At 69.7% G+C, this 16,148-nt stretch carries 16 protein-coding genes; 8 read left to right on the top strand and 8 right to left on the bottom strand.

Features of this window, described 5'->3' with window-relative positions; all coding sequences use genetic code 11:
• The first annotated feature begins 126 nt into the window (after positions 1-126).
• A complete protein-coding gene (locus tag NKJ07_RS06085; protein WP_318569692.1) occupies positions 127-819 on the top strand; it encodes a helix-turn-helix domain-containing protein in 693 nt (230 codons plus the stop codon).
• Positions 820-867: 48 nt separating this feature from the next.
• Here the strand turns inward: NKJ07_RS06085 and NKJ07_RS06080 are convergent, their stop codons facing one another.
• The 4 genes from NKJ07_RS06080 to NKJ07_RS06065 form a co-directional block, all read right to left on the bottom strand.
• Positions 868-2,469, bottom strand: coding sequence for a GMC family oxidoreductase (locus tag NKJ07_RS06080; RefSeq protein ID WP_318569691.1), 1,602 nt, complete (start codon positions 2,467-2,469; stop codon positions 868-870).
• Positions 2,462-3,055: a gluconate 2-dehydrogenase subunit 3 family protein gene (locus NKJ07_RS06075; RefSeq protein WP_318569690.1), complete on the bottom strand. Its 594-nt coding sequence runs from the start codon at positions 3,053-3,055 to the stop codon at positions 2,462-2,464. The genes NKJ07_RS06080 and NKJ07_RS06075 overlap by 8 nt, the downstream gene beginning before the upstream one ends.
• 138 nt (positions 3,056-3,193) lie before the next feature.
• The gene (locus tag NKJ07_RS06070; RefSeq protein WP_318569689.1) at positions 3,194-3,928 is read right to left on the bottom strand and encodes a fumarylacetoacetate hydrolase family protein; all 735 of its coding nucleotides are present in this window, start codon (positions 3,926-3,928) and stop codon (positions 3,194-3,196) included.
• 79 nt (positions 3,929-4,007) lie between these two features.
• On the bottom strand, positions 4,008-4,361 hold the full coding sequence (locus NKJ07_RS06065; RefSeq protein ID WP_318569688.1) for a DsrE family protein: 354 nt from the start codon (positions 4,359-4,361) through the stop codon (positions 4,008-4,010).
• Positions 4,362-4,535: 174 nt separating this feature from the next.
• Here NKJ07_RS06065 and NKJ07_RS06060 point away from each other — a divergent pair, with 174 nt between their 5' ends.
• The 3 genes from NKJ07_RS06060 (at position 4,536) to NKJ07_RS06050 (ending at position 7,605) form a co-directional block, all read left to right on the top strand.
• On the top strand, positions 4,536-5,258 hold the full coding sequence (locus tag NKJ07_RS06060) for a metal-dependent hydrolase (protein ID WP_318569687.1): 723 nt from the start codon (positions 4,536-4,538) through the stop codon (positions 5,256-5,258).
• A gap of 47 nt (positions 5,259-5,305) precedes the next feature.
• The gene (locus tag NKJ07_RS06055; RefSeq protein WP_318569686.1) at positions 5,306-5,752 is read left to right on the top strand and encodes an SRPBCC family protein; all 447 of its coding nucleotides are present in this window, start codon (positions 5,306-5,308) and stop codon (positions 5,750-5,752) included.
• A 131-nt stretch (positions 5,753-5,883) separates the two neighbouring features.
• Positions 5,884-7,605 carry a sensor histidine kinase gene (locus tag NKJ07_RS06050; RefSeq protein ID WP_318569685.1) on the top strand — a complete coding sequence of 574 codons (1,722 nt, stop codon included), beginning with the start codon at positions 5,884-5,886 and terminating at the stop codon, positions 7,603-7,605.
• A gap of 130 nt (positions 7,606-7,735) precedes the next feature.
• Here NKJ07_RS06050 and NKJ07_RS06045 read toward each other — a convergent pair whose 3' ends face one another.
• A complete protein-coding gene (locus tag NKJ07_RS06045) occupies positions 7,736-11,956 on the bottom strand; it encodes a PKD domain-containing protein (RefSeq protein ID WP_318569684.1) in 4,221 nt (1,406 codons plus the stop codon).
• 126 nt (positions 11,957-12,082) lie between these two features.
• Entirely contained in the window at positions 12,083-12,766 is a 684-nt protein-coding gene (locus NKJ07_RS06040; protein WP_318569683.1) for a hypothetical protein, read from the bottom strand.
• Positions 12,767-12,855: 89 nt separating this feature from the next.
• Here NKJ07_RS06040 and NKJ07_RS06035 point away from each other — a divergent pair, with 89 nt between their 5' ends.
• Both NKJ07_RS06035 and NKJ07_RS06030 read left to right on the top strand, forming a co-directional pair.
• The gene (locus NKJ07_RS06035; protein WP_318569682.1) at positions 12,856-13,275 is read left to right on the top strand and encodes an OsmC family protein; all 420 of its coding nucleotides are present in this window, start codon (positions 12,856-12,858) and stop codon (positions 13,273-13,275) included.
• A gap of 110 nt (positions 13,276-13,385) precedes the next feature.
• Positions 13,386-13,793, top strand: a complete 408-nt coding sequence (locus NKJ07_RS06030) for an OsmC family protein (RefSeq protein WP_318569681.1) — start codon at positions 13,386-13,388, stop codon at positions 13,791-13,793.
• 100 nt (positions 13,794-13,893) lie between these two features.
• On the opposite strand, the gene NKJ07_RS06025 is transcribed toward NKJ07_RS06030, so the two are convergent.
• Positions 13,894-14,031 carry a hypothetical protein gene (locus tag NKJ07_RS06025; protein WP_318569680.1) on the bottom strand — a complete coding sequence of 46 codons (138 nt, stop codon included), beginning with the start codon at positions 14,029-14,031 and terminating at the stop codon, positions 13,894-13,896.
• An 81-nt stretch (positions 14,032-14,112) separates the two neighbouring features.
• Positions 14,113-14,898 carry an HAD-IIA family hydrolase gene (locus NKJ07_RS06020; RefSeq protein ID WP_425504730.1) on the bottom strand — a complete coding sequence of 262 codons (786 nt, stop codon included), beginning with the start codon at positions 14,896-14,898 and terminating at the stop codon, positions 14,113-14,115.
• Between the two features lie 80 nt (positions 14,899-14,978).
• On the opposite strand from NKJ07_RS06020, the gene NKJ07_RS06015 reads away from it, so the two are divergent.
• The gene (locus NKJ07_RS06015; RefSeq protein ID WP_318569678.1) at positions 14,979-15,254 is read left to right on the top strand and encodes a hypothetical protein; all 276 of its coding nucleotides are present in this window, start codon (positions 14,979-14,981) and stop codon (positions 15,252-15,254) included.
• A gap of 98 nt (positions 15,255-15,352) precedes the next feature.
• Complete coding sequence (locus NKJ07_RS06010; RefSeq protein ID WP_318569677.1) at positions 15,353-16,144, top strand: GTP cyclohydrolase III; 792 nt, start codon at positions 15,353-15,355, stop codon at positions 16,142-16,144.
• Positions 16,145-16,148: the final 4 nt, after the last annotated feature.

The raw sequence follows: 16,148 nt of genomic DNA, 5'->3' as shown, positions 1-16,148 counted from the left end.
CGGCCGTCCGAACCGAGCACTCGGAGCGACGCCGTCGCGTCGCCCGAGGGCTGAAGTCACTCGCTGTCGTACGGGGAGGCGAGCAGGTGGGCCGGCCAGACGCCGCCCTCCGATCGGCCCTTCACCATGATCGTAGAATTCGACATCGACTCGGACGTCCTCTCACACGCGCTGCGGCAGGCTCCCGACATCGCAGTCGTCGTCGATCAGCTCGACGCGTCGGACGCGGTCCCGCTCCGGAACCTCTTCTGGGCGAGCGGCGGCGACTTCGAGACGTTCGAGACCGCGCTCGCGGACGACCCGACGATCACGGCGTTCGAGGGCATCGCCGACGAGAACGGCTCGCGGCTCTACCGCGTCCAGTACGCCGAGGAGGTACCCGAGGTCGAGGCGTACCGCGCCTCGGTCGACCTCGACGGCGTCGTCCTCCGCGCGGAGAACGACGGCGACGGCTGGCTCGTCAGGATGCGCTTTCCGAGCCGCGAAGCGATCGCCGCGTTCTGTGAGCGGTGCTGGGCGGCCGACTTCGACCTCCACATCCGCGCGGTGTACGATCAACACGAACAGAGCCCCGAGCGGCGGTTCGGTCTCACGCCACCCCAGTACGAGACGCTCCTGACGGCGCTCCGCAACGGCTACTTCTCCATCCCACGCGGGGCGTCACTCCAGGACGTCGCCGACGAACTCGGCGTGTCGAGCCAGGCCGCCTCCGAACGGCTCCGACGGGGCATGAAGACGCTCGTCCGCGCCACGCTGGCCGACCTCGCAGCCGACGAGCGCCCGGACGGGGAGTCGATCGAAGCCAACCCCAACCGCTGACGGGGTGAGAACGCGGTCTCGGGCCCGGCGACGGTGACGACGCGGGCGTCAGAGGTCCGCGTCGATCCGCTCGCTCGCCCGGAGCGAAAGCGCCGCGATGGTGAGTGTCGGGTTCATCGCGCCGCCGGTGGGGAAGGTGCTCGACCCGACGAGCCACAGGTTCGCGAGGTCGTGCGTCCTGAGCGAGGCGTCGACCACGCTCTCGTCAGGGTCGGTTCCCATCCGCGTCGTTCCCATGTGGTGAAACGCCGGCCCGGTGTTCGCCGGCCCGACGCGCCACTCGATGGTCGCACCGAGTTCGTCGAGGACGCGGGCCTGCAGGTCGTTCGCGCGTCGCAACGCCGCCTTCGTCCTCCCGTCGAGCGACCACCGAACGTCCGGGACGGGGTTGCCGTGGTCGTCTCTCGTCGACGGATCGAGCGTCACGCGGTTCTCCGCTCGCGGGAGCTGCTCGACGAGCGCCCCCATCCCGACGTGGGTGCCGTACGTCTCGTCCAGTCGCGTCCGGAGGTCGTCGCCCCAGGTGTCCGCCGACAGCGCCGCGCCGACGACGGTCGGGCCGGCGTAGTTGAGGAACTCCAGTTTGAGCCCGTTGACCGGGTCGGTGCCGTCGTAGAACTGGTGTGACTCGCTGGTGTTGAACCCGACGTGGTGCTGGCGGGTGTCAACGTCGAGCCGCCCGCCCATCCCGGCGAAGAGGTGGTCCATGAAGTACCGGCCCACGGCACCCGAGGAGTTGGCGAGGCCGTCGGGGTACGCCGACGAGCGCGACAGCAAGAGGAGCCGGGGGGTCTCGATCCCGCCGGCGGCGACGACGAACCGGCGGGCTTCCTGTTCGTGTTCGGTGCCGTCGGGCGTGGCGTACACCGCCGCCTCGACCCGGTCGCCCGCGGCGTCGTGAACGAGGCGCTGGACCGGCGCGCGGTCGACGACGCGCGCACCGGCGTCGACCGCGCGGGCGACGTGGACCTCGGCGGTGTACTTCGCGCCCGAGGGACAGACGGGTTTGCAGGTGCCGTAGCCGACGCAGGCACCCCTGTCGTCGTAGGGCTCGGAGTTGCGCGCGTTCGGCACCGAGTGCATGTCGATCCCCAGCACCTCGCAGGCGGGCGCGAAGAGCGAGTCGGCGTACGAGGGCGGAAACGCCGGCAGGGGGAACGGCTCCTCGCGGGGCGGCGCGTACGGGTTGTCGACCGCGCCCGCGACGCCGAGTTCGCGCTCCGCGCCGTGGTAGAAGGGGCGGAGGTCGTCGTACGAGATCGGCCAGTCGACGCCGATGCCGTGTCTGGTTCGGAGTTCGAAGTCCCGCTCGTGGAGCCGCATCACCATCCCGTGCCAGTGGAGCGACGACCCGCCGACGCCCTTGACGCGCGCGGCGTTCAGCGGGTAGTGTCGCTCGCCCGACGAGGCGTACGCGTCGCGGGGGCCACCCATCTCCCATGGGTTCGACCGGTCGGGTCTGAGATGCGTCTCCATCCGGGTTTTCCGGTCGCCGTCGAACCGCGGCCCAGCCTCGAGGATCACGACGTCGTGGCCCGCCTCGGCGAGCCGACAGGCGACGAGCGCTCCCGCGGGCCCGGAGCCGATCACGCAGACGTCCGTCCGCGGCGAGGGTGTCCGGTCCCGGCGGCCGGCGTCGGACTCAGCCATCGTCGAGCGCCTCCGGGCCGCGCTGGTACGATTCGGTCCCGCCGGGGTAGCCCGTCGGGTTCTCGGTTCCGACGAGCCGCCCGCCCGTGGGCGAGGTGTAGAAGGCGTACAGCAGGTCGTTGACGACGTACCACCGGAGCCGAGAGGAGATCGGACCCTCGGGGTTGGGGTCGGCCACGTCCACACCCAGGTCGCGCAGGAGTCGGTCGCGCGTCTCGCGGGCGAGCTCCGGGTAGGCGTCGCTGTGCCAGTCACGGGCGATCGCGTCCAGTTCGGCGACCGCCGAGAGCAGCCCCGCACGGTGGTCCGGGTCGCCCCTGACCCGACCGTTCACGTACGTGTCGACGAACGCCTCGTGACCCGTCACCGCCGAGGGGTAGAGCACCTCGGCGGTGGCGACGAGGACCGCCCGGGCGTCCTCGTCCAAGCCTGCGGACGCGGGGCCGTCCGGAGTCGCGTCGACAGTACCCGCGTCGTCGCCGGCGACCGGCGGGCCGCGCGCCGCGAGTTCGACGATCCCCGCGCCACCGCCGACGGCACCGATGCCGGCGAGCGCGGCGAGCGCGTCGCGTCGCGACAGTCTCATCGGTCTGATTTTGGCCGACCTAAACTTATGCGTTGTCATCCCGTTCGGGACGCGAGCGCCGCGGTGGCCGAAGCCGACGGCCGCAGGATGGCGACGCCCGTCGAGGAAACGGGCGAGGGAGCCGCCGCTCCCGACGGCTCACTCGGGGATGCGGACGGCGTGTTCGAGGGTCCCGACGCCGTCGATCTCGATCTCGACGTGGTCACCGTCGGCGAGCGGGCCCACGCCCGCGGGCGTCCCCGTCGAGATCACGTCGCCGGGTTCGAGCGTCAGGTACGAGGTGATCTCCGCGACGAGTTCGGGAACCGAGAAGATGAGGTGCGCGCGCGAACCGTCCTGTCGTGTCTCGCCGTTGACCCGCGCCTGCACCCGTGCGTCGTCGGGGACGTCCTCGGGAGCCGCGAGCACGGGCCCGATGGGCGCGGCACCGTCGAACGCCTTCCCGCGGACCCAGTTTTGCTCTTGGCGCTGATCGTCTCGGTTGGAGAGATCGTTCACGCAGGTGAAGCCGGCGACGTGGTCCATCGCCTCGTCGGTCGAGACGTTCCGGGCCTGCGAGCCCACGACGACGCCCAGTTCGGCCTCGTGGTCGATGCGGTCCTTCCCGGCCGGGAGCGTCACCGTCGAGCCGTGGCTGGCGAGGGTGTTCGGCGGCTTCAAGAAGAGCAGCGGTCGGTCGGGGACAGCGTTGTCCATCTCCGCGGCGTGGTCGGCGTAGTTGCGCCCGATACAGACGAGCTTCGTCGGCTCGCACGGCGGGAGGAGGTCGACTTCGTCGAGCCCGTACTCGTCGCCGGCGAAGGCGACGCCGTCGTCGAGCCACTCGCCGGTTCGCACTGCGCCTGCGGGGTCGGTGAATCTGACGTGACGCATACGCTCCCGTACGAGCGGAGCGAGGAAGAGGTTGGGAAAAGAGAAATCGGGGCGCGGTGCGGCGGGAGCGTGGCTCGGCTCAGAAGGTGATGACCTCGTAGCCGTCGGCGACGAGCTGGCGGACCGAGGGGTGGCCGTCGTACTCGGCGAGCGCGTCCGCCGAGGAGTTCTCGACGGCCTCGGTCACGCCGAACGCGCCGGCGCAGTGGTCACAGACGTAGACGTGCTCCGAAAGCGCCTCGTACAGCGGCGACGCGTCGTGGTCGCCCTCGGAGAGCTCCGGGATCCACTGCGTGCCCGCGCCGTCGAAGATCACCTTCAGTTCGTCGTCGTGGTCCTGAAACTCCTTTGCGGCCTCCAGTCCGTTGACCAGGTAGCCGAGGTTCTCGTGCGATTCCGTGCTGGCCAGGATTACGATCGCTGCCTTCGTCATCTGCAGTTGAGCGTGTGGACCCCGCGGGATAGTAAGACACGGGCGTGTGCGTCCGACGCACCAGCCTGTCACGCTGTGGCGTCCCACACGGCGTCGGTGGCCCCACCGACCCCGGGGCCGTCCTGCCGCCGCGACATCTTTTATGTGGTTCTCGGTACAACTCCGTGACGTACCATGGAACTCACCTGGCACGGACACTCCTGTTGGCACGTACAGGTCGGCGACACCTCGCTCCTGATCGATCCGTTCTTCGACAACCCCCACACGTCGCTCGAACCGGCGGACGTCGACACGCCCGACTACGTGCTCTTGACACACGGGCACGCCGACCACATCGCCCACGCGGGCGAGTTCTCCGAGGCGACGCTCGTCGCCACGCCCGAGCTCGTCGAGTACGCCACGGAGGAGCTGGGCTTCGAGGAGGCCGTCGGCGGCATGGGGATGAACATCGGCGGGACGGTCGAGTGCGGCGACGCCTACGTGACGATGCACCGCGCGGACCACACGAACGGCATCATGACCGGCTACGCGAGCAACGCGGGGATGCCCGGCGGGTTCGTGATCTCCGACACGGTGCCCACACAGGTCTCCGACGAGGAGTCGACCACGTTCTACCACGCCGGCGACACCGGGCTCATGAGCGAAATGCGTGACGTCATCGGGCCGTATCTCGAACCCGACGCCGCCGCCCTCCCGGTCGGCGACCACTTCACGATGGGACCGTGGCAGGCCGCAGTCGCCGTCGACTGGCTCGACGTCGACCACGCGTTCCCGATGCATTACGACACGTTCCCGCCGATCGAGATCGACACAGACGACTTCGTGAACGAGGTCGCCGGAACAGGGAGCGACGCCGAGGTCCACGTCCTCGCGGGCGACGAGACGTTCGAGCTCTGAGCCCGGGACCGGCACGCTTTCGCCCACCGCCGTCACACCGTCGACCGATGGTCTCCGTCTCGACGATCGAACGGGTGTCGGTCGCCCCCGAGCGCGTCTTCGCGTTCCTCGACACGCCGGCGAACCACGAGCGGATCTCGCCGAGTATCGCGTCCGTCCACGACGTCGAACCGCTCGAGAGCGGCGGCCACCGCGCGGCGTACACGTATCGGATGGTCGGTGTCACGCTCGGCGGGGAGATCGAGGTCGTCGCCCACGACCCGCCGCGACGGCTGCGGTTCGCCATCACCGGCGGGATCGACGGGGAGATGGACTGGCGGATCGACGCCGACCCCGAGGGGGCGCTCGTCACCTGTGAGGCGACGTTCGAGGTGCCCGGCGGCGCTTTCGGGTCGGTGGTCGAACCGGTCGTCCGCGCGTACAACCAGCGGGAGCTGGACCGGACGCTCGCGAACCTGCAAGCGGTGCTCGAAGCGCTCGACACACGGTCGTGACTGCGTCGGCGTCGCTCGACCCCGGCCGGTTCTCGCAGTCGATACTCCCGACGGCGGCTTTTTACACACCGACCGGCTCTCACCGGTGACAGCGGCGGCTCACGTCGCTCCCGACGGACCGACCGCGAGAGATGAAGCTCAGAACCAAGTTCGTCGTCGTCCTGTTCGCCGTGACGGTGGTACTCAGTAGCGTCACCTACGGTGGGCTGGAGCTGTACAAACAGGAGACGCTCGAACGGAACCAAGAGAGCGTCGACGAGTCGGCGCGGCTGGCGGCGGACCAGATCGCGAGCAAGGTCCGCGAGCGCCGCGACTACATCGGTTACGTGGCCTCACAGCCGGCCACGGCGAACTTCTCGAAGGCCGAGGCAACCGTCGGGGGCGTCGTCAACAACAGCCGGTTTTTCGCCGCACAGATCGTCGCGGCCAACGGGACTGTCGTGGCGTTCGGCGGCCAGATCAACGAGACTGTCCGTCGAGGGACGCTCGGGGCGAACGTCTCCGACGAGGCGTACTTCGCGGAGGCGACGACGCGGAGTTCGTACGTCTCCGCCCCCGAGTCGGTCCCGTCCCGGGACCGCACGCTCGTCGTCATCAGCGCGCCGATCATCACCGACGACGGGCTTCACGGCGTGTTCGCGGCCTCGATCTACGTCTCGACCGACACGCTGCTCGACCCGGTCGCGGCGCTCGACACGCGGACACAGCGGGTGACCGTCACCGCCGACGACACCGTGTTGCTCGACAGCGACGACCGGTTCAGCCAGGTGCTCGTCGGGAGGGCCACCGTCGAGGGGACCGGCTGGGAGCTCACGGTCGCTCGAGACCGCTCACGGCTGAACGCGCAGCTCCAGTCGCTGGCGCTCGCACAGGGTGTCGGTCTCTTCTTGGTGTTGCTGGCGGTCGTCGGCTTCTGGACGTGGGAGTACCGGATGAACCTCCGGCAGACGGAGCGGCTGCTCGACGGCTTCTCGGCGCTGCTCGACGGCGACCACGGCTACTCCCTCGACATGACGGCGAGCGAGGAGTGGATGCAGATCGGCGAGGGGTTCAACGAGCTCTCGACGGGGCTCGCAGCGCGCGAGGCGGCCGTCAACGAGCGCGAACAGCGGCTCGAAGTACTGAACCGGATCCTCAGGCACAACCTCCGCAACGACATGAACGTCGTGCTCGGCTACGCGGACGTCATCAGCAGCCAGTCCGAGCGTGCGGTCGTCGTCGACGCGGCCGAGACGATCCACGAGACGGGGAGCGATCTGGTCGACCTGGGCCGGAAGGCCCAGTGGATCGACGAGGGGCTCGACGACTCCGCCGCCGAACGGCGCCAGATCGACGTCGTCCCGCTGGTCGACGACGTCGTCGCCGACCTGTCGGCGGCGTACCCTGCGGTCGAGGTCCGGACCGCGCTCGCGTCGTCCGCGCCGGCGCTCGTCGCCCCGGCGGTCGAGACGGCGCTCCGCAACGTCGTCGAGAACGCGTGCGAGCACAACGACGCCGCCGAGCCACGGGTCGACGTGGCGGTGACGGTCGGAGCCGGCGACCCGTCAGCCGACGGCGCTGACGCCGAGTCGGGGGCGAACACCGACGCCGACCCGGTCCCGGCCCCCGACGGCGGCGACGGCGGACGGGTTCGGATCGTCGTCGCCGACAACGGCCCCGGCATCTCAGACTACGAGCGGGAGGTCGTCACGGGGGACCGCGAGACGGCGCTCGAACACGGCAGCGGCATCGGCCTGTGGCTCTCGCGGTGGCTCGTCGAACACTCCGGCGGGACGCTCGACTTCGATGACAACCTGCCGCGCGGCACCGTCGTGACGCTGTCGTTCGCACGGGCGACCCACGACGCGCAGTGAGTCGGGTCGCTCCCGGGTTAGGGTCGAGACGAACCGGACAGTGATGAGGGACTCGTGACGAACCGGACGGTGACGAGAGACTCGTGACGAACGTGACGACCAAGAGTGAGACGCGAGCCGGTCGAGCGGTTCAGCCCGATCGCCGCCGGTAGTAGCCGACGACACCGCCGCCCAGCACGACGACGAGCGCGGCGACGGCACCCGCCATACCGAGGGTCCCGGTGCCGGACGTGCCGCCGTCACCGGGATCGGTTACGGTCGCCGACCCGTCGGCGGCGGTTCCGACGGCCGTCGTCGCCGGGTCGTCGTCCCCGTCGCTCGTGACGATGACCTCGCCGGCGACGGCGTCGTTCACCCGGACGGTGTACGAGCCGGCCTCGGCGATGGGGCGCTCGAACTGGACCTGTCGGCGACCCCCGGCGGCGATGGTCAGCTCCCGGCTGTCGACGACCGCGTCGTCGATGACGAGGTTCGCGACGAACGCGCCGTCGGCCCCGCCGTCGTTGGTGATCCGGACGAACACCTGGAGGCTGTCGCCCACCCGGATCTCGTCGACGGCGACTCTGACCGTCCGGAGCTCGAAGTTCGGCTGTTTCGCGCCGACGGCGAACTCGGAGAGTCCCGGCGACGACGCGCGGAAACGAACGGCGTCGTCGCCCTCGGCGACGACCGTCGTCGGTAACTCGGCCCACGCACCGTCCTGATAGCGGTAGAGCGCGACTTCCTCGGCGGCCACGCCGCGGTCGGCGAGCCGCGCCTTCGAGACGCGGAAACCGACCGAGACGTCCGTCACGTCGGCGTTGTCGATCGAGTGGTCGACCCTGACGTTCGAGAGCAGGTCGGTGTTGTCGTCCCGGTCGAACGCGGGCGAGCCGTCGAGTCCCCGTCCGGTCGTGACGCGGAGCGAGACCGTCTCGCTCACCGACGGGGTAAAGCCGATGCCGGTAACGCCGACGGTCGCGTCGGGGGCGTCGGCCTCGCCGTCGTCGCCGTCGAACGCGACCGAGACGGGGTCGCCCGCGGTCACGGCCGTCTCCGCGGTCCGGACCGTGGGCGCGGGGTCGGGCGTCGTCGCCTCGGGGGTGCTCGTCGGTGCCGGCGTGGTCGCGCCGGGCGTCGACGGTGCCGGGGCCGATCCGGCACCGCTCCCCCCGCCCCCGCCACCGGCCGTCGAGTCGGCCTCGGCGGTGATGCGGACGCTCTCGGACGCGCGGTTCCCGGCGGCGTCCCGCACGGTGAGCGTCACGGCGTACGTCCCGGGGGTGTCGAACGTCTCGGTCGCCGTGCCCCCCTCCAGCCGTGCCGTGCCGTCGACGTCCCACATGTACGAGTCGATGCCGACGTCGTCCGTCGAGGCGGTCGCGTCGAGGGTGACCGGGTCGCCGACGGGCACGGTCCGATCACCGCCGGCGTCGGGCACCGGATCGGTCGTGTCCGAGACGTACACCGTCGTGGAGTCGGTGTCCGCGTTGCCGGCCTCATCGGTCGCGGTGAGCGTCGCGGTGTACGTCCCCGGCGTCGCGTACGTGTGCGACGGGGTCGCGCCGCTCGCCGTCGAACCGTCGCCGAGGCTCCAGTCGTACGCGTCGACGCCGCGGTTGTCGGTCGAGGCCGACCCGTCGAGCGAGACGGGGTCGCCGACCGAGACGGTTCGCGCCGGACCGGCCGTCGCGGTGGGCGGGGTCACGTCCGTCACGGTCACGATCCGGGTGTCGGACGCCGTGTTGCCGGCGGCGTCGGTCGCGGTGAGTGTCGCGGTGTACGTGCCCGGCGTCGCGTACGTGTGGCTCGGGCTCGCGGCGCTGGAGGTGTTGCCGTCGCCGAACGTCCAGGTGTACGAGGCGACGCCCACGTTGTCCGTCGCGGTCGCGGGGGTGAACGACACCGCCGTGTCCTCCTCGGCGGTCGTGTCCGTCCCTGCGTCCACCGTCGGCGGAGTCACGTCCCGGACCGTGACGAGCGTCTCGTTCGACGCCTCGTTGTTCCCGTCGTCCTCGACGGTGAGCGTCACGGCGTACGTCCCGGGATCGCTGAACGTGTAAGTCGTCGACTCCCCGGTCGCGGTGTCGCCGGTGCCGAACTCCCACGAGTACGAGACGATGCTCCCCGTGTCGGTCGAGGCCGAGCCGTCGAACGTCACCGGCGTGTCCTCGTCGACCGTCCGGTCGGGGCCGGGTCTGGCGATCGGCGACGTCGTGTCGACGACCTCGATCGTGGCGGTGTCGGTGTCCGTGTTGCCGGCCGCGTCCGCCGCCGTGAGCGTCACGGTGTACGTCGCCTTCGTCGTGTACGTGTGCGACACGGTCTCGCCCGAGTCGCCGGTGCTGTCGCCGAACGTCCAGGAGTACGTGTCGACGCCGACGTTGTCGGTCGAACCCGAGCCGTCGAACGAGAGCGGTTCGTCGACGTGGACCGTCCGGTTCGACCCGGCCTCCGCGGCCGGCGCGGTCGCGTCCGCGACGGTCAGTTCCCGCGTGGCCGTGTCCGTGTTGCCGGCGGTGTCGGTCACGGTGAGCGTCGCGGTGTACGTCCCGGGGTCGTCGTACGTGTGTGACGGCGTCGGGCCGGTCGCCGTCGCCCCGTCACCGAACGCCCAGGCGTACGAGGCGACGGCGACGTTGTCGTCCGAGCCCGAGCCGTCGAACGCCACCGGCGTGTCCTCGTCGACCGTCGCGTCCGCTCCCGTGGCCGCCGTGGGCGACTCGTCGTCGGTGACCGTCGCCGTGAGCGCCGTCTCCGTGTCGAAGGCGTCGGTGGCCGCGTTCGTCGTGAGCGTCGCCGAGAGCGACCCGCTGGTCGCGGGTGCGAGGGTCACGTCGACGGTCGTCGCCTCGCCCGTCGAGAGCGTGACGGGCGAGGGGTCGCTCGACACCGAGACGGAGGTGGTGTCGCCGGCGAGATCGAACGCCTCGACCGTGACGTCGCCCGAAACGCGGCTCTCGACGTGGAGTGACCGCGTCGTGGTCGATCCGAACCCGACGGTGCCGAAGTCGACCGGCGACGGCGTCACGTCGAACGCGGTGGTCACGTCGGTGAGCGCGAGGTCGTCAGTCGTCCCCGCCGCGACGGTGTAGGACGTGTCGAGGAACGCGTCGCCGTCGGCGTTGTCGTACATCTGGCTCGCCCCCGACCCGTCGGGGGCGGCCCAGTAGTTGCCGCCGACGAGCGACCCGCCGACGACGTTCGTTCCGGTCCGTCGAGAGACGTGCCAGTCGGTCGGGGGGACATCGTCGGCGAACCGGACGTTGTCCGAGTTGTTGAGGTAGTTGTCGTAGAAGAGGTTGTCCTCGGGCTTGTCGTCGGGGAAGTAGATCCCGGCGACGCCGCTGTCGTTGATCCGGCTCCCGTTGACGACGTTGTTGTCCGGTTCATCGAGGTAGAACCCGTAGTCGGTGCTCGATGCGACCGTGACGTTCGCCACCGTGTGGACGTGTTTCTGGAGCCGGACCCCCTCCGTGTTCGCGGTGAGCGTGCTGTCGTTCAGCGTCGTCGTCGCCGAGGAGAGGTGGACGCCGTGTGCGTTGCCGTCGGCGGTGACGTTCGTTACGACGGTGCGGTCGCTGTGGTGGACCCTGAAGCCGGCGTCACCGTTGTCGTCGGCCGTCGCGTCGGCGACGACGCCGTCGGCGACGTCCTCGACGGAGACGCCGTGCAGGCTGTTGCCCGTCGCGGTCGCCGACCGGACGGTCGATCCGTCGGCCGCCTTGAGGTGAACGCCGTGTTCGGTGTTGCTGTCCGCCGTGATCCGGGTTACCGACGCGTCGCCCCCGTCGACGAACAGCCCGTGACGACCGTTGCCCGTCGCCGTGCTGTCGACCACGGTCGACCCGGTCGCGTCCTTCAGGTAGAGCCCGTACTCGGCGTTGGACGACGCGGTGACGCCGTCGACCGTCGACGACGCCGTCGTGTCGAACTCGACGGCGTGTTTGTTACCCGTGCCCTCGACGTTCCGGACGACCCCATCGGTGACGTCCTTGAAGAAGACGCCGCGGTCCCAGTCCCGGACCGTGAGATCCCGCACGGTGACGTTGGTGTACGAGCCGTCGACGTGGACCGCGTTGTTGTTCCCCTCGCCGTCGAGCGTGCGACCGTCGCCGTCGACGACCACGTCGCTCGCCTCGACCGTGATGTAGTCGCCGTCCTCGTGTTCGTCGACGTCGCCGCCCACCACGTAACAGCCGGGCTCCGTGATGACCGTCGCCTCGGAGACCGTCGTACAGGTGGCACCGCTCGCGATCCCGATCGGTCCGTAGAGCGGGACCGCGGCGAAGACGACCGCGAGGACGACCACGACCGCGAGGACGACCACGACGACGACCCCGCGTACGCTTCCGAGCCTCGGTCCAATCACTCGGTTCCCTCCCGATGGTCTGTGGACATGTATCGCTCCTGCCCGTTGAGACAGCGGAGGGTTACAAAAAGCCGTAGTCGACAGTATCTCTCGTGATACTCGACGGGGGAGAGCGCGTCCGCCGCGCTACGACTCCGCCCCGACGGCCACGCTGAACAGTCCGAGGACGACCGCGACGCCGGCCGCGATCGCGCCGACGGTGCCGACGGTGGGTACCCACGCGAGGGTCGTGTACGGTCCGGCGACGCCGTTGGCCGGCGACGCGAACGCCCGGACGGCCTCGACGCCGGCGTAGCCGAGCCCGAACCCACAGAGCGCGGCGGCCACGGCGAACGCGCCGACGCCGAGGCCGACCATCGTCGCGACGTTGTCGACGGCGACCAGGTGAAGCGCCTCGCGCTCCGTGAGCGCCGCGTCGCGGGCGCGGGCGGCGACGAGGGCGACGGCGACGCCGGCGGCGAGTTCGGCGGCGAGCCCGAACACCGCGACGATCAAGATGGCCGGCGACGCCGAGAGCGGCGCGCCGCCGAGGAAGCCGTCGCGGACGGCCGGTGGGAGCGTCAGCCCGATCGGGAGCAGCAGCGACAGTACGCCGGCAGTCAGCGCGAACGCGGCGAGCTTTCGCCGCTGTGAGAGGTTGGTGATCCCGACCGCGAGGCGTTGCCTGTGGAACGCCGTCCCGTCGAGCACCGTCCGGGCGAGGGGGTCGTCGGGGTCGTCGGTCATCGGTGTGGACTGCCGGCGGCCGCGGTCGACGGGCCGCGGGTCGACCCCGGCGACGGTTCGGTCGACGCTCAGGACTCGGTCCACCTAACTCTCATGGCAGGCGGCTCTCCCCCCGGGGCGACCGCCGCGTTTGGGGGAGTCTTTATCAGGTCGCGGCGAGAGTTATCACCCGTATGCCAATTAGAAGCTCGGAAGCGACGTGGGAAGGTGACCTGAAGAACGGAGAGGGGACGATGGCGCTCGGGAGCGGCGCGTACGAGGGGTCGTACTCGTTCCTCTCGCGGTTCGAAGACGGCGAGGGGACGAACCCCGAGGAACTCATCGCGGCCGCCCACGCGGGCTGTTACGCCATGGCGCTGTCGAACGACCTCGCCTCGGAGGGCCACGACCCCGAACGCGTCCACGCGACGGCGAACGTCCATCTCGACATGGAGAGCCTCACGATCGACACGATCGAACTCGTGGTCGAGGCGTCGATCCCCGGGATGGACGAGGCGACGTTCATGGAGTACGCAGAGGGGGCGAAGGAGAACTGTCCGGTGTCGCGGGTGCTCGCCGGCGCTGAGATCACACTCGACGCGACGCTGGTCTGATCCGGCGCGACGGAGACGTCGCGGTCGGTGCGCAGTCGATCCCAGGTCGTGCGCGCGGTCGGCCCGAGTCATCAGCTTTTATGACGCCGTGGCCCTCCGATTATGATTGCATGGCAGATATTCAGACTCACACGCTCAGTACGGACGGCTTCGCTTCGAAGAGCCAGGTCGGCGACTACACGATCGACATCGACGCGACCAACGAGACCGGCCCGAACCCGAACCAGGTGCTGGTCGCGGACTACGCGGCGTGCTTCCTGCCCGCGTTCCGCGTCGGCGGCCAGCAGACGGGCCACGACGACCTCGGAGCGATCCAGATCGACGCCGAGGCCGACCTCGACGACGGCGATGACCTCTCCGGGATCCGGTTCGACATCTACGTCGAGGCCGACCTCGACGACGAGACGCTCGCCGACATCACGGAGCGCGCCGAGGGGATCTGCCACGTCCACGCGGCGCTCCGAGAGGACCTCTACGCCGACGTTACGGTCCACGGCGGCGTCGAGATCGACGCGTAAGCGGGGCGCATCCGGCGGCGTTTGCGCGGTGCTCGCTCGACGTTCTCCGACACCGACACCCGAGAGCCGCGGCTCACGGCGGAGTCACGAAAAAGCGGGACTACCGTCGGTACATCCGGTAACTCATCGCCCGACCGTCGACGATGACGACCTCGCGCTCTTCGGGGTCGTGTGACGGGGGCGATTCGTGCTCCTCGCGGAAGACGTACGGGCTGTTCCGTTCTTCGTCTGGTTCCATGTCTACCAGTAGCACGCGGCATCTATATAAATCTTCGTTAGACGGTAACACGCCTCATGGATCATCGCGGCCGTGACAGTCTCAGTTCAGTGCGTCGATCTCGGCGAGTTCGGCGAGCGAGTCGACGACGTAGTCGGCTTCGATCTCCGACGCCGGAGTCGTCGCCGCGTCGGTCACGCCCGTGGTGACGAGCGCGGTCGTCATGCCGGCCGCCGCACCCATGGCGATGTCCGTGTCGAGGCGGTCACCGACGACGAGACACTCCTCGGGGGGGAGGCCGAGGCGCGACTGGACGAGTTCCCGGGCGGTGCGGGAGGGTTTCCCGAGCACGATGTCGGGGTCGCGGCCGGCGACGCCTGCGATGGCGTGGATGACCGCGCCGGATCCCGGCACGTCACCCTCGGCGGCGGGAATGACCATGTCGGGGTCCGTGCCGACGAACGCGACCGACTCGTTCCGGAGCACCTGCATCGCGACTCGGAGGTCGTCGTAGTCGAACTCGCGGTCGATCGAGGCGACGAGCACCGACGCCGCCGCGGGGTCGTCCACGAGGTCGACGCCCGTCGTCCGCAGGATCTCCCGCAGTCCGTCCTCGCCGACGACGTAGTGTCGGTCCCCGTCGTGTTCGGCGGCGAGATATGTACTGGTGACGGTGGCGGCCGTGACGACCTCGTCGGCCGAGACGTCGAAGCCCGCGCGGGCAAAGCGCGGTTCGTACGCCTCGGGCGCTTTCGTCGGGTTGTTCGAGACGAACAGTCGCCTGAGGCCCGACTCGTCGATCCAGTCGAGCCCCGCCCGCGCGCCCGGAATCGGCTCGTCGCCACGCACCACGGTTCCGTCGACGTCAAGGATCACCCCGCTGAGCATCACCGGGGGAGAAGGACGCGATGTGGTTCAATGTCGCGGTCGGGGATACGGTTAAGTAATGTTACGTGGTATCAATACACATGAACGGGCACGGGGGGACACACGGGCAGACGGAGGAGTGGCCGACGGTCGGTCGTGTCGAGGGGGCCGCCTGCGGTGCCGTCGGGTTGGGGCTGACGGTCGTCGTTCTCACTTTCGGCTACTCGGTCGTCGTCGCGGTCGCGATGGCGGTTCCGCTGTTGTCGACGACGGCGATCGTCTTCACCTGGGCGTTCCTGTGGCTCGTCACGTGGTTCGTCCTCGTCGTGGGCGTCGCGTACGTGCGGGATCGGACGGGAGACGCAACGAGCTACTGACAGTTCGGGCGCCACCCGCGTCTCACAACTGTGATGGGTGCCTCACGATCGTGACGTAAACCAAAGGAGGCATATTCCCGCCCTCCTTGGGTGCGGGTGTGACGAACACGCAGCTGACTCTCGTCCAGATCGACAACTACGGCCCGTGGACGGTCACTCCCGAACCCCGCCGGGAGATGGACCTGCAGACGATGCAGTCGCGGCTGTTCGCCGATCTCGCGAACTTCGTCGGCGCGCGCGACGGCTACGTCTTCTTCACGCGCTTCGACAACATGATCGCGGTCACGAACGGCCTGACCTCCGAGGACCACGCCCTCCTTCAGGAGTCGATCGGGAACCGGTATCCCGTGACGGTGAGTCTCGGGATCGGGGTCGACGAGGTGCCTGCGGTCGCACTCGAACGCGCCACCGAGCGACTCCAGCGGATGGGGAGCGCACAGGACGGCAACCGCCGGCAGGTCCTGAAAGGCGCGCCGATCGAGGCGTCGGCCCGGCGCGACGACGACGTCCGGATCGCGCACTTCGACGTCAACGACGCCACGGAGAAGTACACGGACCAGCTCAACGAGTTCGACTCGTTCATCGAGATCGAACAGGGGTACGCGGCGCTGATGCGCTACATGCGCGAGGCGCACGGCGCGCTCTCGTTTTTCGTGGGAGGGGACAACATCATCGCGGCCTGTCCGGCGCTGTCGACCGAGGCGTATCACACCGCGATCGAGCACGTCGAGGAGAGCGTCGGCGTCGAACTGAAAGTCGGCGTCGGGGTCGGCGCGACCGCACACGAGGCCGGCATGATGGCGAAACACGCGCTCGAGACCTGCCGGCACGACGGCACTGTCGTCGAGTTCGGCTCGCACGCGGCGCCGGCAGAAGTCGAGTCGGACTGACGGC

Source organism: Salinigranum marinum (assembly GCF_024228675.1).
Lineage (GTDB): Archaea > Halobacteriota > Halobacteria > Halobacteriales > Haloferacaceae > Salinigranum > Salinigranum marinum.
Note: the sequence above shows the minus strand (reverse complement) of the source record. Positions and strands in the feature narration are given on the sequence as shown.